Raw genomic sequence first — 22,803 nt, forward strand, 5'->3', positions numbered from 1 at the left:
TTTGAGTATCTTTACGACAAAATTGAAGAACCCGATGTTTACAGATAAGGATTTAGAACAGTTAGCAGATAAAGGCATTGAAAAGGCTGTTGTGGAGGATCAGGTAGAAACCTTTAAACGAGGCATTCCCTTTTTAAATATCAAAGAACCGGCTACGCCCCAAAATGGTATCGTGGTTTTGGATCAGACTTCTGATAAAATTGAAGAGTGGGAAAAAGCACTTAAGAAAGGTATTTCAGTGGTTAAGTTTGTTCCGGCTTCCGGAGCAGCTTCCCGGATGTTTAAAGATCTGTTTTATTTTCTGAATAAACAGGAAACCTATCCTGAAAGAGAGTCTGTAAAGACCTTCTTTAAGAAAGTGGAGGACTTTGCTTTTTTTGAAGATCTGTCCGATTATCTTGAAGATATGGATATTGATGATGGGAATTATTTCAAAAAAATGGTTTCCCGTTTACTGGATAAAAGTGGAATGGGGTATGGTGTTCTGCCTAAAGGACTGTTAAAGTTTCATAAGTATAAGAATGGTGCCCGTACAGCATTTGAGGAACATCTGGTAGAAGGTGCGATGTATGCCAGACAAACCAACAGCATGGTGAACCTGCATTTTACAGTTTCTGAAGAGCATATGGTTGCATTTACCAAGTTGCAGAAAAAAATTCAGTTACAGTATGAAAAAGAATTAGGTGTGAAATTTGATATTTCATATTCTGTGCAGAAACCGTCTACTGATACTGTTGCAGTAAATATGGATAATACGCCGTTCAGAAACGAAGATAACTCCCTGTTATTCCGTCCCGGAGGTCATGGCGCCTTACTGGAAAACCTGAATGAGCTGGATGCAGATGTAATTTATATCAAGAATATTGACAATGTAGTTCCTGATCATTTCAAAGAACCTACCGTAACATACAAAAAGGCCCTGGCCGGCATATTGATGGATGTACGGAACAAGGTGTTTACCTATCTGGAAGATCTGAACAAACCTACAGAAGAGTTGATTTCTGAAGTGAGACAATTTATCGAATCTGAGCTTTATTTCAGGTTTAATGATAATTTTGAACACCTAGACTTTGATACTAAAGTTCAGGTTTTAAAGCAGAAACTTGATAGACCTATCCGGGTTTGTGGTATGGTTAAAAACGAAGGAGAACCCGGTGGCGGACCTTACTGGGTAGTCGACAGCGAAGGAAATCAGTCATTACAGATTGCTGAAATGAGCCAGTTGGATGCTGACAACGATGATGTCAAAGCTTTAATTTCCGATGCAACGCATTTTAATCCGGTTGATCTGGTTTGTTCGGTGAAAAAAGTGGATGGTACAAAATATGATCTGAGACAATTTAAAGATCCGGAGACCGGGTTTATCTCATACAAGTCAAAAGATGGTAAAGATTTGAAGGCTCTTGAATTACCTGGATTATGGAATGGTGCAATGGCTTACTGGAGTACAATATTTGTGGAAGTACCGGTTGCGACGTTTAATCCGGTTAAAGAGGTAAATGATTTATTGCGAAAAGAGCATCAACCAGCCTGATTGTCCTGAAGTATCACGTCAATTTTGTCCACTTTGGCCAGCTTTCCGTTAACCATGGCCACGCCGGTTATTGTGGCTTTGATGGCCCGTTTCATATCGGAAAGACGGTAGATTTCCTGCTGGAAAAGGTATTTTAAACCATCTTTTCTGAAATTCAGGCACGATTTGAATATGTCACCGCTTTTTAGTGGCATTTGGTAGGCAATTTCAAGGCGGGCAACAACCAGATCTATCCCTTCAGAATGAAGCTGCATAATATCCAGTCCTTTCGTTTTAATAAACTCATGCCTTGTGTGCTCCATATAATTCTGGTAAACAGCATTGTTTACAATGCCTTGAAAGTCACATTCATAATCCCGGACTGCCATATCCAGTTCAAACTGAAATACCTGTTTCATAGGAACCTGCGTTTGTATTTTATATGAGATATAAAAAATCCGGCTGTAAGGCCGGATTATATGTTATTCGTTTTGTGCTTCAATTAAATCGACCCCTATTTTCAGGGCTTGCTCATTTTTCGGGATGAGATGATGGTGGCGTGACGGCAGGGATTTTTTCAATCCTGCAATTACATTTTCTAATTCCACAATCGGTTTTACTTTTAGGTAGCCGCCAAGTACAATCATATTAAATGTTTTCAGCATCTTCAGCTTTGCTGCTTTTTCAGTAGCATCAACCCTGTAAATATGAATATCCTTTCGTTCCGGATGACGCGTGATTCCATTTCCGTCGTAAATCAGTGTTCCTCCGGGCTTAACCTTATCTTCGAACTTATCAAGCGATGGTTGGTTCAGCACAATAGCTGTATCAAATTTTGTAAGAACCGGTGATGAAATCCGTTCGTCACTCAGTATGACAGTAACGTTTGCGGTACCGCCACGCATTTCAGGTCCGTAAGATGGCAGCCACGAGACTTCCTGGCCCTGCATCAGTGCTGAATAAGCCAGAATTTTACCCATAGATAAAACACCCTGACCACCAAATCCTGCGATTATAATTTCTTCTTTCATGATGGGGATACTTTTAAATGTCTTTGATGTCACCAAGGGGATAAAAGGGGAACATATATTCTTCCATCCATTCATTGGCTTTAACGGGCGTCATTTTCCATCCTGAATTACAGGTTGAGACAACCTCAACGAACGATGTTCCTTTATTTTCTTCCTGGTTTTTAAATGCTTTGAGCAGCGCTTTTTTTGTCTTTCTTACATTTCCTGCTGTGTGTACGCTTTGACGGGTTACATATCTTGTCCCTTCAAGGTGAGCCACCAGTTCTGTCATTTTAATAGGGTTTCCATCCTGTGAACTTTCCCTTCCAAAAGGACAGGTTGATGTCTTCATCCCTTTAATGGTGGTTGGCGCCATCTGCCCACCGGTCATACCATAAATACCATTGTTAATAAAGACGATTACAATATTTTCGCCACGGTTACATGCATGAATCGTTTCTGCTGTTCCAATGGCAGCAAGATCACCATCGCCCTGATACGTAAAAACATAACGATCGGGCAGAAGACGTTTAATGCCTGTTGCCACAGCGGGTGCTCTTCCGTGGGCTGCTTCTGTCCAGTCAATATTCAGGTAGTTATACATAAAAACTGAGCATCCAACAGGTGCTACACCAATGGTTTTTTCCTGTATGCCGAGTTCTTCGATAACTTCTGCAATTAGTTTATGCACTACGCCATGGCTACAGCCCGGACAGTAATGCATGGGTTTATCGGTGAGAATTTTCGTTTTTTCGTAAACGATATTTTCGGGTTGCATGATTTGTTCCAGTTCCATAGTTTACCCTCCGATTATTTTATTTTTCAACGCATCAACGATCTCATCAGGTGACGGAACAATTCCTCCCATCCGTCCGAAATGTTCAACTTTTACTTTTCCTTTGGTCGTTAAACGTACATCTTCAATCATCTGGCCGGCATTCATTTCAACGGTTAACATCCCCTTTACTTTTGACGAGTAGCTGTCGAGTTGTTTCGCCGGAAAAGGGAATAGTGTAATCGGTCTGAACAAACCAACTTTAATACCTTCTTCCCTGGCTGTTTCTGCAGCTTTCTGACAGATTCTCGCGGCTGAACCAAATGCGACAAGCAGATATTCCGCATCGTCGCACATGATCTCTTCATACATGACATCAGTCTCTTCCAGTTCCCGGTATTTCGCCTGCATTCTCAGATTATTTTGCTCCATCATCTCCGAGTCCATTTCAAGAGAGGTAATGATATTGTAATCACGGGAACTGTCTTTTCCAAGGGTTGCCCAGGGATAAGTATTTCGGATATAGGATTCTTCCATACGGTTTTTCTGTGTTGGAAGTACCACTTTTTCCATCATCTGTCCAATAATACCGTCAGATAAAATCATTGCCGGATTCCGGTATTTGAATGCCAGTTTAAAAGCAATATCCACAAAATCTGCCATTTCCTGAACAGAACTTGGTGCCAGGGTGATCAGTTTGTAATCGCCGTGTCCACCGCCCTTAACGGTCTGCAGATAGTCTGCCTGACTTGGCTGAATGGTGCCGAGACCCGGCCCGCCACGCATCACATTAACCACCAGGCAGGGGAGTTCAGCACCTGCAATGTAGGAAATACCTTCCTGCATAAGGCTGATACCCGGACTTGAAGAGGATGTCATAACTTTTTTACCACATCCGGCTCCACCATAAAGCATATTGATTGAAGCTACTTCGCTTTCGGCCTGTAATACAACCATGCCGGTGGATTCCCACGGTTTCTCAGCCATTAACGTTTCCATAACTTCGGATTGTGGAGTAATGGGATATCCGAAATAACCATCACAACCACATCGTATGGCTGCCAGGGCTATTGCTTCATTTCCCTTGAGTAGTCTTACTTCTTCCATAAGATTTGTTCTTTTATATTTTAACCCTGTAAACGGTAATACAACTGTCGGGACAAACCAATGCACAATTGTTGCAGCCTGTACAGCTATCAGGGTTGGTCATATACGAATAATTATAACCTTTCTTATTTACCTTGGCTCCAAGTGCCAATACATCATGCGGACAAGCGACCACACATAAATCACATCCTTTACAGATTTCGATATCTACTTTTATTGCGCCTTTAACTTTAGCCATGCCACTAAAATTATGAGTTATTTTGAGGTTTGATCCAAATTGTCAGATCTTTTTTACTGAATAAAATGTTCAAAAGACTGAATAATTATTCAATACTGAAATGAACGTATCGGAACAAAGCTATATAAAATTAACCGAACCACAAACAAACATTTGTCAGGTTCCCGCTATATAAAACCGTTAGAAATAAGGGACCATGTGATTGAATTTTACAGGATAATAAATCAATTTAGAATTATAATTATTCATTTAGTTTATGTTTTGCATGACTGAGTGAAAAAATGTGATGTTTTGTAAGTTTTAAAGTGCATTTTGGAAGCAGATATTTTTGATTTGTTAACAATTGGTGTATTTTAGCTGAAAAGCTTAGATATGGTAAAAATACAGGAAATTCTTCAGTCTCTGGATGGGTTTATCGGAGGTAGTCAGTGGTTTGTTTTTTTGTTGTTGGGTGTAGGAGTTTTCTTTACTGTATATCTTGGTTTTCCTCAGATCCGGTATTTTAATCATGCGATCCGATGTGTTCTTGGAAAATACGACAAGAAGGATGATCAGGGAGATACCTCTCATTTTCAGGCCTTAACAACCGCCCTTTCAGGAACAGTGGGAACAGGTAATATTGCAGGTGTAGCCCTTGCAATTCATCTTGGAGGTCCGGGAGCGCTTTTCTGGATGCTGGTAACGGCGGTACTTGGCATGTGTACTAAGTTTGTGGAGGTAACATTATCGCACAAGTACCGCGAGTTTGGAGAAGACGGTACGGTTAGTGGCGGACCAATGTACTACATGAAAAAAAGACTGAATATTAAAACCGGTTCAGGCAAAATGATAAAGACCGGATACTGGATGGGAGGGTTTTTTGCTGTTGCAACGGTAATATCTTCGTTCGGAACCGGTAATTTACCGCAGATAAACGGGATCTCAAATTCGCTGTTTTCCACTTTTGGTATTAATAAGGTATTAACCGGACTGATACTTGCTATCCTTTTGGGACTGGTTATTATAGGCGGTATTAAACGAATAGCAAAAGTTACATCACGTCTGGTTCCGGCTATGGCCATTTTTTATTTTATTGGAGCTCTGGGTGTATTGATCACAAATTACAGTAACATATTGCCTTCTTTTGCATCAATTTTTACAGATGTATTTACGGGAACCGCGGCAACAGGGGGATTTCTGGGGGCAGGTTTCATATTTGCATTTAACAGGGGAGTCAACCGTGGTTTGTTTTCAAATGAGGCAGGTCAGGGATCTGCACCAATAGCTCACTCGGCAGCCAGAGCACATGAGCCTGTTTCTGAAGGCTTTGTCGCTATTTTAGAGCCCTTTATTGATACCATTATCATCTGTTTTTTAACCGGAATGGTCATTCTTTCTTCAGGTGTCTGGAGTGAGAAACTGGATCAGAAGTTCCAGTATTCTGATATGGAGATCCTGAACGGCGTATATTCAGAAGATAGTCCCACAGACAGAGAAGCCATATACCATCATCTGCAGGGGCAGCATAATCTGGAGGAATTTAGCGGAGATCTGACTATTGTAGATGGTAAAATTAAAAGTGATATTACATTTCTCCATGCCAGATCAATTGCTGATGATATTATAGTTAAGCAGGGGGATCAGGCCTACACCGGAAAAGTACATATAACGGATGGCAACATGCCCGCGGATGCTAACCTGGATTTTTACGGGGAGTCACTGATGCATAGCGCGCCCCTCACGGCTGCAGCTTTTACCCGTGGAATTTTCGGCTCATTCGGACAATATATAGTATCAATAGGTCTGTTGTTATTTGCATTCAGCACAGCAATTTCATGGTCTTATTACGGCGATAGAGCGGTTACCTATCTTGTGGGAAGCAAATATGTGGTCTGGTATCGTATCATATATGTTATGGGCTTTTTTGTAGCAGCATTTGCAGATACAACCTTGATATGGATCTTGTCCGGTATAACCATTGCATTTATGACTATACCGAACCTTTTTGGTATTTTCCTGCTGCACAGTGAGATGAAAACAACAGTTAAGGATTACTGGACAGATTTCATAAAAGAACATCCGGAGAGTAAAATTCCTCGCGGTGTGTTAAAAAATTAAAAAATTTGTTTTAATTTTACCGTAATTTAAAATACAACAGATTAAACTGATTAGATATGCGATCTAAACACTACTTAACCCTGCTTTTATTTACCTTGTTTTTCTCGGGTTTTGTATATGCCGGAGAGGATGTTAAAATTGTGTTGAATGATTTTATGCCTAAGGAAGCAGATACACTCGGAACGAGAGAATTGGTTAAGGCCGGTGACAGGCTTTACAAGAAAGGTGTTGAACACTATGAGGAAGCATTGGAGTTTTTTAAAGGCGCTGTGGTAGCCAACGCCAATTATGCACCGCTTAACTACAAAATGGGGGTGTGTTACCTGTATACCAATAATAAAAGGCCGGCACTTAAGTATTTTCTTAAGTGTGAACCGGATATATCTCCGGAATACTATTTTGTGCTGGGTCGGGCTTATCATTTTAACCTGATGTTTGACAAGGCGCAGCAATGTTACTATTCTTACTATAATGGATTGAAGCCCAAAAAACAGCAGGAACTTTCCAAAAAAATAGGCAAACTGACAGCTGAATGTAAAAGCGGTAAAGCTTTAATAGCGGATAGTGCCTGGGTTGATGTTCAACCTTTTTATGCTTTAAACAGTAAGTATGATGAGTTTCAACCGTTTTTTGCTTATACCGATTCCGTATTCTTTTTCAGCAGTAACCGTAACAGCACAAGAAAAATAAACGAAGACTTCTTTTTTGTGGATAAAAGTGCTTTAAAACTTGGCGAGGATACGGTATTGGATTTGAGTGAACCGGGACATGGCATAAATAACAAAACCAATAATGCAGCGTTGTGTTATAATCCATCAATGGATATTCTTTTGACTTATAACGGCAAAGCAGGGAAGGGGGATTTATTCTACATGGAGAAAAACAAACAGGGCAAATTTAAACAACCAAAACCCTTAAAAGGAGACATTAATACAAAATACCAGGAAGGGACCGCAATTTTTACAGATTTAAAAACCCTTGTCTTTTCCAGTAACAGAAAGGGTGGAGAAGGAGGAATGGATTTGTATATCAGTCATTTAAATGATGATGGCAAGTGGAGCGAACCTGAGAATATGGGATCTTACATCAATACACCTTATGATGAAGAGGTTAGTGGTGTGAGTATAGATGGACGGACGTTGTATTTTACAACCCAGGGGCACAACTCCATGGGCGGAAATGATATATTCAGTACCACTCTGACCAGGGAAGGGGTTTGGACCACTCCGGAAAATCTTGGTTATCCGATCAATACCCCGGATAACGATGTCGGGTATCTTGAAATGGATACCAATAAGATTATTGTTGTAGGTACACGTCCTGAAGGAGCAGGTGGCCTGGATATGTTTCAGCTGACCTATAAATATGCTACATTTATTGACGATTCGCACTTCAGCATAAAGGGGAAAGTTACCGATTCGGAAAGCAACGAACCGATTGACAGTGCATATGTTGTCATCTATAATGTATTTAATGATTCTGTGCTTGCTGAACTTTCAACGGATAAGGAAGGATTCTTCTATAAGTGGTTCCCTGATAAGGAAACGGTAGGGTTCAGGGTGAATGCAGACGGTTATAAACCATATATGGAAATCTTTAAGGAAGAAATCGGATCGGATACCTTGTATTTTGCATCCGTTGAGATGGTACCCGCAGAAGCTGAAAAAGTTGTAAGCTATGATTTTACACTTCTGGGACAGGTTAAAGACAAACAAACCAATAAACCTTTGATTTCAATCATTGAAATTTATAATGAAGCTGATTCTCTGGTGGCAAAAGTTACGACAGATGAAACTTACGGAAGGTATAAGACTGAATTAAGTGATATCAGAAAATCGTACTATTTCAAGGTTTCGGCCAATGATTATATCGCGGAAGATGAGCTCCATGTGTTTAATGCGGATGACAGTGTGAGAACCGCTGTTCAGAATTTTACACTGATGCCGCAACCTAAACAGGAATCATTAATGTTTGCAGGTACTGTAACGGATTCAAATACCGGTGAACCGGTTGTTGCTGAAATGAAATTCATTGATCCGGTTTCACAGGAGGAATCTGTAATTTATCCGGATTCTGTTACCGGACGTTACAACTATATGTTACAGGCACATCACAGCATGGTGGTGGAATTAAGAAAAGATGGTTATTTCTTTACTTTCGAAATGATTCCTGCACCACAGAATAAGGAGGAGAAACTTGTTAGAAAAGATTTTCAGCTAAAACCAATTAAAAAAGGTGAAAAGATTGTGCTGAATAATATTCTGTTTGAAACGGGAAAAGCTATACTGACCAAAGAATCTTATGCAGAACTTGACAAACTGGTGAAGGTGATGCTAAACAGTAAGGTTAATGTCGAAATCTCGGGTCATACCGATAATACCGGTGGTTATGAGTTGAATAAAAAGCTCTCCCTCGAAAGGGCAAAAGCGGTTGTGGATTACCTGGTTTCGAGTGGAATAGAGTCATCCCGTTTAAAGTATGCGGGTTATGGTCCGGATCAGCCAATTGCAACAAATGCTACGCGTGAAGGCAGAGCCCAGAACAGGAGGGTTGAAATGAAAATCATAGATTAACAGAGGAAAATATGAAGATCATGAAAAATATACGAATGTTAAAGATATCAGGAATTCTGAGCGCACTCCTTCTTTTTGTGTCGGGATGTGTTGAAAAAGAAGTTCTGGATCTGAGTAATGCTGATTATGACTCATTTGATCTGCCGGCTCGTGTGGCAATCCCGGTGGCTAAAGGAAATGTGTCGATTCGTGATGTCGTAGAGCGACTGGATATTAAGGATTTTGAGCTTAAAACGGAGGAAGATGGTTTAATATATTTTGATTATACCTCAACCTTTGACATTGCTGAGTTTGTAAAAGTGGATGTGCCGGATCAGACCCATCAGGAACAATTGATTAAGGAAGATACGCCGATTCCCGATTTTATACCTGTGTTTGGCGGGTTAAGTTTTCCGATTGCCTCAGAGTCGAGATTTACAGTGGAAGTTGAGGGTGCTGAAATTTATGAGGCCGTTGTTAACGGCGGATTATTTGAGATATATGCTGATGATGTGCTGGGTGACAGTTATCCGGGAATTGAGCAGAAGCTGGAAGTTACGATTAAGGAACTTACCCTGGAAGGAGCATACTTTAACCAGACCTTTACAAATGTAGATTTCGGCAAAACGCACACATTTGATATGGCCAATTATGTGCTCAAACCATCCGGTAGCGGAACAGATGAGTACATTACAATTGAATATACCTATACACTGACCAATACCACGGTTTCAACTATAAATGTTGCCGCGCCGAAATCCCTGTATTTTGAATTTAAAATGAGGGATATAGAACCGCGCTATGTCAAGGGATTTTTCGGAACCCGCGAGATATACAGTGGTAATTCAGTCGTGGATATTCCTATTATCGACACTAAATATGTAAAGGATTCAACCGTATTTTTTAAAAACCCGAGTGTGAGCATCGATCTGGTTAATCCTATTGCCATGCCATTTGATGTTAATATAATGCAGATTGGTCTGATAAACCGAAATAAAAGGGATACAACTTTTCTTGAAACGGATGAATCCACCTTTAGTGTAGATGGTGCAGGTGCAACATTCTCCGGTGATCATCAGGTTTCGGTGCACCCGTCCTCATTTAGTTACGTATTCGATACACTGAATTCAAATGTGGAGGACTTTGTCGGAAATCTCGGACGGGCTTTTGATAAGGTTTTGCTGAACTATAATGTAGTTTCCAATCCGGCAGGTAAAGATCCTGAAAACGATAACGTATTAAAGTTTGACAGCGCAAATGTAGTAGTGAAATCCACTGCCAAACTACCGCTCTGGGTTAAAGCCGAGAATCTGACTTACGAGGATACTGTGGCATTCGATTTTGAAGCAGAGGTTCTTGATAGTGCAGATATTGATACAACGGCTATCGATAATATTGATTCGGTAAGGGTGATACTCGGAATTAAAAATGCCATTCCTATTGATTTTATGGGACAGATTTATCTGGCTGACAAAGATTACAACATAATAGACAGTGTATTTACCCAGGCAGATGATGTGGTGATTCACGGATCAGAAGTAGATGCTGAAGGTGAACTCGTAGCAAAGGTTGAAAGTGTGATTGAGTTAGTGGTAAGCCCCGGGAAACGGAATGAATGGAAGCCGGGAAAATATATTATTTTTAAAGCTGAAGCTCAGTCATCATCAAGACAATTTGTAAAAGTTTACGATTATCTTGATTTGGATTTTTATGTAGGATTTGAAGCCAGCGGACATGTGAATAACGAGGTATTGGATGCCGGTCAAAATTAATGAAAAACAGTAGAATGATGCAAAAGATAAAAGTAATAGCTCTGTTTGTAGCAGTCTTTTTAAGCATGAACGCAAAAGGACAGCTCGTTAACTCATTATATTATATGGATAACCTGCCTCAGGCATCCCGATTAAATCCTGCACGCATGCCCAACTGCAATTTCTATATCAGTATGATGAATGTAGGAACAAGTATGTTTACCGAGTTAGGCCCTCAGCACGTGTTTACACAAGATAATGTTGTGAATGATACATTAAGGATGCCATTCTATAACGAAACTCTGTGGAATGACTTTTTAAATAAACTGCACGATCCTATTTCATTGAATTTTGAAACAGAAGCAGGTGTTGGTTTTGGTTTCAGAGCAGGCAGGGGGTATTTCCATTTTGATCTTACGGAACGCAACATCGTGAATCTGAATCTTGCTAAGGATTTTCTCACCATGAACGATTTGGGTGACGGTGTTACAAAGGATTTCAGTACATTAAGTATGAACTCAACTGTATTTATGCAGGCCGGTATGGGGTATGCCAGGGAAATAAATCCGAATTTAAACGTAGGGCTGAAGCTGAAACTTCTGAAAGGCCTTGCTGCAGCCACCATGAATATAAGCCGGGCTGAACTCTATACCTCTGTAGAAAACTGGAACTTTTCTGCTGATATGGTCGGTGATATTTCTTTTCCTGTTCAGTTTGATACCGATGTTAATGGCGATTTGACAGCCAATGACTCAGTTTTGCAGAATATCGATTTTTCATATGTGAAAAATTATCTCTCACCGGCCACCAATTTTGGCGCTGCTGTGGATTTTGGTATTGAGTATAAAGTAATGCCACAACTTTACCTTTCTGCAAGCCTGGTAGATCTGGGTAAAATTTGGTGGAACTATGAGGTGTCAAATATTACAGCTGGTGGTAATGTGCAGTTCGAAGGTGTAAGCGAAGAGCCCATTCTGTATAAAGATGATCAGCAGGTTGAAGATTATTTCCAAAACCTGGGTGATAGTCTGCTGAATGAATTATCATATGGTGTGAGCCATAATAATTTTTCTTCCGGGCTGGCGCCAAAGCTTTATCTCGGTGCAGAATATCTGCTGAATGATCAGATTAGTTTTGGTGTTTTATCCAATACATCATTCTATAAGAACAAAACCATGGAGTCGGTTATGTTCTCTGCAAATGCGAATTTATACCACTTCCTTACCGCAGGTGCTCACTACGGTTGGAACTGGGGCTATGCCAATACAGCTGGTTTTACTTTTGGAATTAACATATTCCCTTTACAGATTTATGTTGCTGCTGACTATCTGCCTTTAAAATATCAGAAAGTTGATGTAACGGAAGGAAATGAGCAGGTAGATCTTGGTTTTGCCAAATGGGATTATGCACCCATCCCGGTAAATTTAAATGCACTGAGTTTACAGGTAGGCTTAAACCTTAAATTCGGTTGCAGGAAACGGTACAATGAACCGATTTATAAAAGTAAGTACGATGAAGATATTCCTGGTTACCGGGAGTTGTAATCAGTTAAGTGAACTATATTGAGCCGTCTGAATTCAGACGGCTTTTTTTATGCTGTTTGCTTTAACAGATTCTGAAATCAAGACAATAATATTTAGTGTTAACAGAATAATAGGTAGGGTTGTAGCCTGTTTTACAACCAGTATTATCAGCAACGCCGCTATATAATAAGAAAGATAAAGAATATAAAATACACGTTTTCTGCGAAAGAATGTCAGGTATAGCGCGCCTAAAATATTCAGTGGTTGTAAAATAAGAATATTGAAATTAGGAAACACTGCCGGGTGTATGGAGAAGAAGCTTATAAAAGTCAGAATGAGTCCACCTGAACCGCTTATAAACAGTAAGAGGATTAAGGGCCAGTTTTTTGTGTTCCCTGCATAAAAAAATCGGATCAGCAAAATGATCAGTAATACGGTAAAAAATAAAGATGGTGTTAACAGTTGTATGCTTTTTGATACCGGTTCAGCATGATATAATGCGTCAGTAGCATAGCCCTTTTTCTTGTAGGCATTCATTAATTCAATTGGAAGAAATAGTTTTTCACGTTGTGTAATGGTATCTTCAAGGGGCTGCCCAAGAGCCAGGTTGATTCCAAAGCGTGTCCATGGCGCAGCTTTTAAATAGGGCTGCAGGATCTCTCTGAAGGTAATACGGGGTGAATCCGGCCTGTAATCAGAGATATCCAGCGTTTGTTCAAGATCATCTCTAACTTTGGTTGCACAGTTATTGTATAGAAAATTATAGAGATAAGTCCTGTTTTCCGGTTTGTAGTCCGTTGCCAGAATGTTGATCAGTTTTCGCTTTTGATCCGGAGTGAGATTCAGCTTTTGTTCCCAAACACTCCTGTTTTCTACCTGGTAAGAAAACAGGAAAGATTCAAACGTCTGAACGCCCAGCATATAATAGGTCTCTCCTTTTACAAATTTGTAAATAAAGTTTTCGCTGCTGAAATCAAACAACCCATAATTAAAAACATAATCTTGTTTTTTTTCGCTGTTATTGACCCGAATAGCAGTGTGTCCAAAAAGAGAATAGACATCAGTTCCCTCTGAACAGGTCAGGAGACTGAATTCAGCGCTGGTACTCAAAACAGCTCCTCTGAACTGTAAAGACAGTAACAGTAATATGGTCAGGAAAGAAAGCCTTTTCATGGTGTGGTTCTGATGTGTTTTTCTGCATGATATGATGAGCGCACAAGCGGTCCGCTTTCCACCATACTAAATCCTTTTTTTAGTGCAATATCTTTTAAAGCTGCGAATTCGTCAGGGTGGACATAACGCTCAACAGGCAAATGTTGTTTGGTCGGCTGCAGATATTGTCCAAGTGTTAAAATGGAAGTTCCTGTTGCCAGAATATCATCCATAGTTTTGAGAATTTCATCCTCAGATTCCCCAAGACCAAGCATTATTCCTGATTTGGCCCTGATGCCGGAAGATGCAATGTAATTTAAAACGCTGAGACTGGTGCGGTATTTTGCAGCAGATCTTACCCTGGGGGTAAGCGCCTCAACTGTTTCAAGGTTGTGTGAGATAATTTCGGGCCTGACCGCGATAATTTTATCAATTAAATCCGTTTTGCCTTGAAAATCAGGTATTAATACTTCGATGGTTATATTCGGATTTACTTCCTTTAGCTTTTTTATGGTCAATGCCCAGTGTGCTGACCCAAGATCAGACATGTCGTCTCTGTCCACCGAGGTTATGACTGCATGTTTCAGGTTCATCAGTTGAACAGATTTGGCTATATTTTCCGGCTCTTCCGGATCTGCCGGTAAGGGCTTTCCTGATTTTGTATTGCAGAATTTACATGACCGGGTACAGATATCTCCAAGAATCATAAATGTCGCCGTGCCTAAATCCCAGCATTCACCCATATTAGGGCATTTTCCGCTGGTGCATATGGTGTGTAGTCTGTGTTTCTGAACAATGTCATGAACAGATTTATAGGATTCTCCTTTGGGAAGTTTTATTTTTAACCAGTCCGGTTTTTTTCTGCTTTCTGCCATCTTTTTTTTACAAAGATATTATTTGTGGTTTTAATACGATTGCAACCATTCATTTAATTGGTTCATGACTTCGTTTGCTGTGTAGGCAAATACAAGTTTTGGATACTTTAATGAGCGGAGAAATGCTTCGGATTCCTTTGATTGGTTTAGGACAATCAGGTATTTGCCGTTTTTAACAGTCAGCGCTATTTCTGAAAGCGTTCCTGCCGTATTCCCAATCGCGATAACAACGTCGCTTGACAAAATATTTATAATGTTTCTGGCATTTCCCATGCCGGTTACAACAGGAATTGTTAGTCCCGGTGCAGCATCATCTTTGTTGATACCGGGTAATATCCCTACTGAAATACCGCCTTCATTAGCGACACCTTGAATCACAGACTTCATCACACCGGAGTTCCGGCCACCACATAATACAATGTAGTTCCGTCTGGCCAGTTCTGATCCCAGGGCACAGGCCATCTGCATGTCCTGTTCAGTAGCATCTTCGCCAGATCCCATGATGCCAATAATACCCATAGTGGTTTTCATTATTATTTGTTAAGTTTGTAGATAAGACAAATGTAGAAAAATGGGATCAGAAGAACTAAATTATTCATCAGCCCTTGCAGAGCTTGAACAAATCCTTGAACAAATTGAAAGTGAAGAGCTTAATGTTGATGATTTGTTGGGTAAGGTAAAAAGAGCTGCTGTTTTAGTTGAGGTTTGTAAATCAAAATTGAACGGAATTGAATCGGAGGTGGAGAATATTTTGACTAAAATAAAATAAATGTTAATTAACTCAACCGGACTTAACTTAACATTTTTTAAAAAACCTTATAAAAAAAAATGAATTTGTAAGTTTCGAAAATGACCAGTTTTTCTTCAAAAAAAAAAATAAGAAAAAATTGATTTTTTTTGGGTTGATTAAAACCCTTATTTTTAAAGCAAATTAGATGAATTTGCGTGTAAGTTATTGATAGTCAAAATGTTTTATAAATAACTGAAACACAAAACGTTGTATTAAAACTTAAAATTGCAAGTTTATTTAAATTTTTTTTTGAACTTTTTTTTATCAAAATTTGTCTTCACGTTTAATTGAAACTGAATGTCTAACCCTTTTAATACTAAAATTTCAAATGGTTGAAACTTGCGAGCATGTTTGGTCTAAATGCATGGATTTTTTCAGGGATAATTTGCAGCCCGCCACATATAAAACGTGGTTTGAGCCTATTAAGCCTCTGAAAATATCAAATAATGTATTGACGATACAGGTTCCAAGTCCTTTCTTTTATGAATTTCTGGAAGACAAGTACATCGATCTGTTAAAAAAAGCATTGTATAAGGAGTTAGGCCCCGGCGCCAAACTTGAATACCAGGTGGTTGTTGATAAGAGTGAAGCAGATAAGACCAAGGGAAATGACACCGGCACCGTAAGGTTACCCGGACATAACGGGGGAGATATTCATTCAGGTATGCCTCGTCACAACGGATCACCGGTTATAAAAAATCCGTTCATTATACCTGGTATTAAAACCATTGATCTTGATCCGCAGTTAAATCCCAATAATTCATTTCATAATTTTATTGAAGGCGACTGCAATAAAGTGGCATGTTCTGCAGGAAATGCTATCGCATCAAAACCAGGTAAAACACCTTTTAATCCTCTTTTTGTTTATGGTGAATCCGGTCTTGGAAAGACTCATCTTGCTCAGGCAATCGGATTAAAAGTTAAAGAGTTACATCCGAATAAAACAGTACTTTATCTTAGTGCCAACCAGTTTCAGACACAGTATACCGAATCAGTACGCAACAATACACAGAATGATTTTGTAAACTTCTACAAACTGATTGATTTTCTGATTATTGATGATATTCATGAACTTTCGGGTAAAGAAGGAACGCAAAATACCTTTTTCCACATTTTCAATCATCTTCATCAGTCGGGTAAACAGCTGATTCTTACATCAGATAAACCGCCCTTCCAGTTACAGGGTGTGGAGCAACGACTCCTCTCCAGGTTTAAGTGGGGCTTGTCCACTGAACTGGAATCACCGGATTATCTTACAAGAAAGGCAATTTTAAAGCATAAGGTTTACCAGGAAGGCCTTGAAATTGGTGATGATGTCATCGATTATCTTGCAGAGAATATTACGGCAAATATCAGGGAGCTGGAAGGTGCATTGATTTCACTGATTGCACAATCCACATTCATCACCCATAAAGAGGTGGATATTGAAATGGCTCAGGATATTGTAAGTAAGCTTATCAAGACATCAAACAGAACTATTTCTATTGAAAAGATACAGAGAGTGGTTTGCGATTATTTTGAATTATCGCTTGATGTACTGCACTCTAAATCCAGGAAAAGAGAAATTGTTCAGGCACGCCAGATTGCTATGTATCTTGCGAAAAATTATACTAAAAATTCACTTCAGAATATTGGTCAGCAAATAGGAAAAAGAGACCATGCCACAGTATTACATGCCTGTAAAACAGTTAATAATCTGATGGATACCGATAAATCATTCAAATCCAGTTTAAAAGAACTGGAATTAAAGCTGAAATTCTGAAAAACAAGATATTTTTAAGGATGCGGAGGGGTAATTATACTCCTCTTTTTTATGTCCTTTAATTTTTATTTTTTCATATAAATAAAAAATGTATTTTTGTCTCACCACAACACGTAATTTTCTGAATTATCCATTCTTTATAAAAAAATAATAAACTCAAAGTCAGTATGATATCTGATTCATCCGCAGGTTGCATAACAATGTCGGTTTTGAACTGTTATCATTATGAGAATATTGGAAATGGAATACACAAATTTTAGAAAGTAAAGCACATGAAGATACAATCATTTAACGTAAATCCACCTCAGTGGAAGACTATTAATGTGGCTTCGAGCCTGCCGGAAGAACTTAAAGGTTTAGGTGAGATCGCCAGAAATTTCTGGTATGTCTGGAATTATGAGGCCACGGATGTATTCAGTACCATTGATCCGGATTTATGGGAAGATTATAAAAACAATGCAGTTTTGCTCCTGGAGCGTACTAATTATAAAAGATTCGAAGAATTATTGAATAATGAATCTTTTATGAAAAAGTATCATAAAGCCTATGATAAGTTTAATGCTTATATGGCTGAAAAACCTGCAGAAAATTCGCCTTCCATTGCATATTTCAGTATGGAGTATGGTCTTGCAGATATTTTAAAAATCTATTCCGGTGGTTTGGGAATTCTGGCTGGTGACTATTTGAAGGAAGCCAGTGATTGTAATGTCAATATGACTGCAGTTGGCCTGATGTACCACTATGGTTATTTTACACAAACCTTATCAATCAACGGGGAACAGCAGGCCATTTTTGAAGCACAGAATCTGAATCTTCTGCCTGTTGAACAGGTTAAGGATGAGAATAATAATTTAGTGAAATTTACGCTTCCCTTTCCGGGACGTGATTTACATGTTGCCATCTGGAAAGTCAATGTTGGTCGTGTCTCGCTTTTATTGCTTGATACCGATCTGGAGGAGAATAATCCGGCAGACCGGACGGTCACGCATCAGCTCTACGGAGGTGACTGGGAAAACCGTCTGAAGCAGGAATTACTTTTAGGTTTCGGTGGTATAAAAGCACTCGAAACACTTGGAATTGAGAAAGAACTTTATCACTGTAATGAAGGCCATGCCGCGTTTATTAATGCTTCCAGGTTATCTCATTATGTAAATTTTGAAAACCTTGACTTTGAAGTCGCACTTGAACTTGTTCGGGCGTCTTCGCTGTTCACCACACATACACCTGTTCCAGCCGGACATGATAGTTTTGATGAGGATATGCTGAAGCATTACCTCAGTTATATGCCGGAACAACTAACTTTGGGTTGGGATGATTTTATGGCTCTCGGTCGTACCAATCCTGACGATAAGAATTCTAAATTTTCAATGAGTGTTTTTGCGGCAAAAACCTCACAGGAGATGAATGGGGTAAGCTGGTTACATGGTAAAGTCAGTCAGGATATGTTCCAGAATTTGTGGCCCGGATTTATGCCGGAGGAACTGCATATTGATTATGTGACCAATGGTGTTCACTATGGCACATGGACTGCCCGTGAATGGAGACGATTGTATGAAAAGAATTTTGGAGAGGATTTTCTGACAGATATTTCTAATCCTGCACATTGGAAAAAGATTTATTCCCTTCAGAATGATGAAATCTGGAAGGTAAAGCTGACTTTGAAGGAAAAGCTTGTGGATTATATCAAACAGCGCTTTGAAGAAGACTGGCTTAAGAAGCAGGGCGATCCTTCACGAATTGTTCAATTGATCGACGGTATGCAATCGAATGTTTTAACCATTGGTTTTGCCCGTCGTTTCGCCACATATAAACGTGCGCATCTGTTATTTAATGATCTAGACCGTTTATCTAAAATCTTAAATAATCCGGAAAAACCTGTACAGTTCCTGTTTGCAGGTAAAGCACATCCTGCTGATGGTGGTGGTCAGGGCTTAATCAAGCACATCGTGGAAATTTCTAGAAGGCCGGAGTTTTTAGGTAAAATTATCTTTCTTGAAAACTATGATATGTCACTGGCCCGCAGATTGGTTTCAGGAGTGGATATCTGGCTCAATACGCCAACCAGACCGTTGGAAGCATCAGGAACCAGCGGACAGAAAGCTGAAATGAATGGTACGCTTAACCTGAGTGTATTAGATGGATGGTGGCTTGAAGGATACCGGGAAGAAGCAGGATGGGCCATAACCGATAAACGGACTTATGATAATCAGGCTTTCCAGGATGAATTGGATGCAGCAACAATATACAGCCTTCTTGAGAATGATATAGTACCGGCGTATTACAACAGAAACAAAGAAGGCTTGTCTCCGGATTGGATTGAATATATTAAGAAATCGGTCAGTGAGATAGCACCGCATTATACCACCAAAAGGATGCTTGATGATTACATTCATAAGTTTTATACCAAACAACATAAACGGGTAACAAAACTGAAAGCTGACGATAAGAAACTGGCCAGGGAACTGGCAGATTGGAAAAACAAGGTAATTGAGCAATGGGATGACATTGAAATTAAATCAGTTGATATCCCTGATTTTGCCGTAATGATTCCTAAAATCGGAGAATCGTTTGATATTAAGGTTGTGGCAGATATTAAAGGGCTGAAAGCAGAGGATCTTGGTATTGAACTGGTTCAGATGGCGGAAGATGACGAAATGCATAAACAGTACGTTAAGGAATTGAACCAGCTGGAAGTATCAGAGGTAAACGGTTCAGAAATAACGTATCACCTGAATCTGAAATTTTCTGATCCGGGTTCTTATAACTATGCCATCAGAATGTATGCCAGACATGAAAATCTTCCTCACAGGCAGGACTTCGGTTTGGTAAAATGGTTAAACTAAAAAATAATTGAAAATAATGTGAAAGGTCTTCTGAAAAGGAGACCTTTTTTATTATCAGAAATTCAATGGAAAAATTTTTAGATATCTGTAATATGTGACATTTTGTTACATTTTTGCTCCATTTTGAACCTTAACATAAGGTTTTAAATGTTAATGTTGTTTAGAAATCCTTTAATCTGTTAACATTTCTTGAATGACTCAGTCTGTATTCGTAAATTTGATTCTTTCGGTAATTTCTTAAATTGAATAATCATGAAAATGGCAAACTTAGATAAGGAATCCATCACTAAAGCGGTTCTAAAGGAGGTTGTTCGTCACAACAGAGGGGCAGAAATCCATGCCAGGCATACCCGGGATCTCCCAAATCCTGCACGTTTAGCCTGGAAAAACAAGGAAGAAAACTATATGCCTGATATCATTGTAAGAAATGGTAAGAATGGTCTTAATATATATGAAATTGAACTGACAGACGAGTTCGATATCAGTAAATGGCGTCTATATTCCATGTACGCCAGAAAATCGAACGGTAAGCTGCATCTTGTATTACCCCGTTGGCTATCTAACCGGGCCAAAGAAAAAATTGAAGAAAGCAACCTTAAAAATATTCTTGTCGAATATGTTACTGATGCCTGAATATTAATAACCTAATTTTATACTCACTTATACATGACTAACTACACTAAAGTACAGCAGGGTATTGCTGAGAAGATAGATTCTGAAACTACTGCAAGAAACTGGAGAGACTGGAAGTGGCAATTAAAAAACTCAATTGACTCCATTGATAAATTCGAGAGACTCTCCGGCGTTAAATTTTCAACTGAACAACGCACAAGACTTTACAAAACACTCGATAAATTTCCCCTTTCCATCACCCCGTATTATTTTTCACTCATAGATTTCGAAAATTTTGAAAATGACCCGGTTTTCAAGCAATCATTTGCAGATGAACGGGAATTAATAATTGCAAAAAGTGATTTGAAGGATCCGCTAAGTGAAGATAAAGACAGCCCGGTTCCCGGAATAACACATCGATATCCCGACCGGGTATTATTTCATATCAGCAATACCTGTTCCATGTATTGTCGCTTTTGCACCAGAAAGCGGAAAGTTGGCGATACAGATTACATCCCCAACAAAGCACAGCTAAAAGAAGGAATAGATTACATCCGAAGTACACCGGAAGTGCGGGACGTATTGCTCTCAGGAGGTGATCCGTTAATGTTACCGGATGATTATCTGGACTGGATATTGACAGAGTTGCGTTCAATTGAACATGTGGAAGTTATACGTATTGGTACCCGGATGCCGGTTGTATTACCATACCGGATAACCGACGGCCTGGTGAATATGTTAAAGAAACACCAGCCATTGTGGATCAATACACATTTTAATCATCCCAGAGAAATTTCGCCATCTTCAAAAGAAGCCGTACGGAAACTTGCGGACGCCGGGTTCCCGCTGGGTAATCAATCCGTTTTGCTGGCCGATGTGAATGACTGTCCAAAAATTATGAAGAGCCTGATGCACAAGCTGGTAATGAACAGGGTTAGACCCTATTACCTTTACCAGTGTGATCTGTCTGAAGGATTAACACATTTCAGAACTCCGGTAGGGAAAGGCATTGAAATTATGGAGAATCTGATTGGGCATACCAGTGGATTCGCTGTACCAACATTTGTTGTGGATGCACCCGGTGGCGGAGGAAAAATTCCGGTTACTCCCAATTATATCATTTCATGGTCTACCAATAAGGTTATCCTGAGAAACTATGAGGGGGTAATTACAACGTATAAAGAACCGGATAGCTATGAAGCAAAATACTGTAACAGGGATTGTGAGAATTGCACTCTGGAACTTGACCTAAACGAAGCAACTGAATCTCAGATGTTGGGTATTCAAAAACTCCTTTCTGATGAAAATGATTCCATTTCACTAATTCCAAATGAAAATGAACGGTATAAAAGACGCGAAGATAACATTTGATAAAATTGAGAAAATAGGACAGGGGAGTCTGGTTCAGCATGGTAAAATGAATGACAGGCTTTATCTCATGAAGATGAGCCCCGGTGATAAAGACAGCATTGTAGATCTTATTGAAAAACTGGCTGTTGACAACAGCTACTCAAAAGTGTTTGTCAAAATTCCTTTTTCTGTACGGGATAGTTTTATACGCCGGGGATTTGTTCAGGAGGCTGTTATTCCACACTATTTTTTAACAGGAGATGATGCCTGGTTTATGGCTAAATATTATTCTGAAGAGCGAAAGATACCGGATTTTGAAGATTTGAAAAATTTCAGAAAGGTTCTTGATTCTCCGCTAAATTCAGTAACGTATAATATTGACCCTGATATCCGGTTGAGGGAATTAGTTGATGCAGATACAGATGATGTGGTCGGCATTTATAAAAAAGTGTTTGAGACCTATCCGTTTCCCATCCATGATCCGGATTATATCCGAGAGGTAATGAAAAGTCACGTGAGGTTCTGGGGAGCTTATTTGGATGATAAGCTGATTGGTTTGTCATCTGCTGAAATGGACCGACAGTCAGGTGCCGCAGAAATGACAGATTTTGCGGTACTACCTGAAAGCAGAGGTAAACGCATTGCATATCATTTGTTGCATCTGATGGAAAAGGGAATGCTGGACGAGAACATTAAAACGGTGTATACAATCGCCCGGATTAAATCTGCAGCCATGAATAAAACATTTATAAACAGTGGCTATACCTTTGGTGGTACACTGGTAAATAATACAAATATCAGTGGAAATATTGAATCAATGAATGTATATTTTAAAAAGCTGCTAAGTTAAAGG

Annotated in this window: 19 protein-coding genes; 11 read left to right on the forward strand and 8 right to left on the reverse strand. The window is 39.4% G+C overall.

Annotated elements, in window-relative coordinates:
• Position 1 precedes the first annotated feature (1 nt).
• Positions 2–1,534: a DUF4301 family protein gene (locus ACE1EF_RS10050; RefSeq protein ID WP_375720526.1), complete on the forward strand. Its 1,533-nt coding sequence runs from the start codon at positions 2–4 to the stop codon at positions 1,532–1,534.
• Here ACE1EF_RS10050 and ACE1EF_RS10055 read toward each other — a convergent pair.
• From ACE1EF_RS10055 to ACE1EF_RS10075, 5 genes are all read right to left on the reverse strand, one after another.
• Positions 1,522–1,932, reverse strand: a complete 411-nt coding sequence (locus tag ACE1EF_RS10055) for an acyl-CoA thioesterase (RefSeq protein ID WP_375720527.1) — start codon at positions 1,930–1,932, stop codon at positions 1,522–1,524. The genes ACE1EF_RS10050 and ACE1EF_RS10055 overlap by 13 nt on opposite strands.
• A 63-nt stretch (positions 1,933–1,995) precedes the next feature.
• Positions 1,996–2,544 carry a 2-oxoacid:acceptor oxidoreductase family protein gene (locus tag ACE1EF_RS10060; RefSeq protein WP_375720528.1) on the reverse strand — a complete coding sequence of 183 codons (549 nt, stop codon included), beginning with the start codon at positions 2,542–2,544 and terminating at the stop codon, positions 1,996–1,998.
• 13 nt (positions 2,545–2,557) lie between these two features.
• Positions 2,558–3,319, reverse strand: coding sequence for a thiamine pyrophosphate-dependent enzyme (locus ACE1EF_RS10065; RefSeq protein ID WP_375720529.1), 762 nt, complete (start codon positions 3,317–3,319; stop codon positions 2,558–2,560).
• A gap of 3 nt (positions 3,320–3,322) precedes the next feature.
• Complete coding sequence (locus ACE1EF_RS10070) at positions 3,323–4,405, reverse strand: 3-methyl-2-oxobutanoate dehydrogenase subunit VorB (RefSeq protein WP_375720530.1); 1,083 nt, start codon at positions 4,403–4,405, stop codon at positions 3,323–3,325.
• A gap of 13 nt (positions 4,406–4,418) precedes the next feature.
• Complete coding sequence (locus ACE1EF_RS10075; protein ID WP_375720531.1) at positions 4,419–4,643, reverse strand: 4Fe-4S dicluster domain-containing protein; 225 nt, start codon at positions 4,641–4,643, stop codon at positions 4,419–4,421.
• A gap of 372 nt (positions 4,644–5,015) precedes the next feature.
• Between ACE1EF_RS10075 and ACE1EF_RS10080 the strand changes: the two genes are divergently transcribed.
• Genes ACE1EF_RS10080 through ACE1EF_RS10095 form a run of 4 tightly spaced genes read left to right on the forward strand, consistent with a single transcriptional unit; the run spans position 5,016 to position 12,587 of the window.
• Entirely contained in the window at positions 5,016–6,740 is a 1,725-nt protein-coding gene (locus ACE1EF_RS10080; RefSeq protein ID WP_375720532.1) for an alanine/glycine:cation symporter family protein, read from the forward strand.
• Between the two features lie 56 nt (positions 6,741–6,796).
• Positions 6,797–9,313, forward strand: coding sequence for an OmpA family protein (locus ACE1EF_RS10085; RefSeq protein WP_375720533.1), 2,517 nt, complete (start codon positions 6,797–6,799; stop codon positions 9,311–9,313).
• Between the two features lie 20 nt (positions 9,314–9,333).
• On the forward strand, positions 9,334–11,064 hold the full coding sequence (locus ACE1EF_RS10090; RefSeq protein ID WP_375720534.1) for a hypothetical protein: 1,731 nt from the start codon (positions 9,334–9,336) through the stop codon (positions 11,062–11,064).
• Positions 11,064–12,587, forward strand: a complete 1,524-nt coding sequence (locus tag ACE1EF_RS10095; protein ID WP_375720535.1) for a DUF5723 family protein — start codon at positions 11,064–11,066, stop codon at positions 12,585–12,587. Before ACE1EF_RS10090 ends, ACE1EF_RS10095 begins: the two co-directional genes overlap by 1 nt.
• 33 nt (positions 12,588–12,620) lie before the next feature.
• Here ACE1EF_RS10095 and ACE1EF_RS10100 read toward each other — a convergent pair whose 3' ends face one another.
• Genes ACE1EF_RS10100 through ACE1EF_RS10110 form a run of 3 tightly spaced genes read right to left on the reverse strand, consistent with a single transcriptional unit; the run spans position 12,621 to position 15,124 of the window.
• Positions 12,621–13,739 (reverse strand): Lnb N-terminal periplasmic domain-containing protein, encoded by a 1,119-nt coding sequence (locus ACE1EF_RS10100; RefSeq protein ID WP_375720536.1) that lies wholly within the window; start codon positions 13,737–13,739, stop codon positions 12,621–12,623.
• Positions 13,736–14,593 carry a lipoyl synthase gene (gene lipA, locus ACE1EF_RS10105; protein ID WP_375720537.1) on the reverse strand — a complete coding sequence of 286 codons (858 nt, stop codon included), beginning with the start codon at positions 14,591–14,593 and terminating at the stop codon, positions 13,736–13,738. The genes ACE1EF_RS10100 and lipA overlap by 4 nt, the downstream gene beginning before the upstream one ends.
• A 30-nt stretch (positions 14,594–14,623) precedes the next feature.
• On the reverse strand, positions 14,624–15,124 hold the full coding sequence (locus ACE1EF_RS10110) for an SLOG cluster 4 domain-containing protein (RefSeq protein ID WP_375720538.1): 501 nt from the start codon (positions 15,122–15,124) through the stop codon (positions 14,624–14,626).
• 40 nt (positions 15,125–15,164) lie between these two features.
• Between ACE1EF_RS10110 and xseB the strand changes: the two genes are divergently transcribed.
• From xseB to ablB, 6 genes are all read left to right on the forward strand, one after another.
• On the forward strand, positions 15,165–15,362 hold the full coding sequence (gene xseB / locus ACE1EF_RS10115) for an exodeoxyribonuclease VII small subunit (RefSeq protein WP_375720539.1): 198 nt from the start codon (positions 15,165–15,167) through the stop codon (positions 15,360–15,362).
• A 349-nt stretch (positions 15,363–15,711) separates the two neighbouring features.
• Positions 15,712–17,145, forward strand: coding sequence for a chromosomal replication initiator protein DnaA (dnaA, locus tag ACE1EF_RS10120; RefSeq protein WP_375720540.1), 1,434 nt, complete (start codon positions 15,712–15,714; stop codon positions 17,143–17,145).
• A gap of 272 nt (positions 17,146–17,417) precedes the next feature.
• The gene (gene glgP / locus ACE1EF_RS10125; protein WP_375720541.1) at positions 17,418–19,988 is read left to right on the forward strand and encodes an alpha-glucan family phosphorylase; all 2,571 of its coding nucleotides are present in this window, start codon (positions 17,418–17,420) and stop codon (positions 19,986–19,988) included.
• 258 nt (positions 19,989–20,246) lie between these two features.
• Entirely contained in the window at positions 20,247–20,621 is a 375-nt protein-coding gene (locus ACE1EF_RS10130) for a hypothetical protein (protein WP_375720542.1), read from the forward strand.
• 33 nt (positions 20,622–20,654) lie between these two features.
• Complete coding sequence (gene kamA, locus ACE1EF_RS10135) at positions 20,655–21,971, forward strand: lysine 2,3-aminomutase (RefSeq protein WP_375720543.1); 1,317 nt, start codon at positions 20,655–20,657, stop codon at positions 21,969–21,971.
• On the forward strand, positions 21,937–22,800 hold the full coding sequence (gene ablB, locus ACE1EF_RS10140; RefSeq protein WP_375720544.1) for a putative beta-lysine N-acetyltransferase: 864 nt from the start codon (positions 21,937–21,939) through the stop codon (positions 22,798–22,800). The genes kamA and ablB overlap by 35 nt, the downstream gene beginning before the upstream one ends.
• Positions 22,801–22,803 lie beyond the last annotated feature (3 nt).

The organism is Quyinboa sediminis, from assembly GCF_042219855.1.
Taxonomy (GTDB): Bacteria; Bacteroidota; Bacteroidia; order Bacteroidales; family UBA5342; genus JBHJHP01.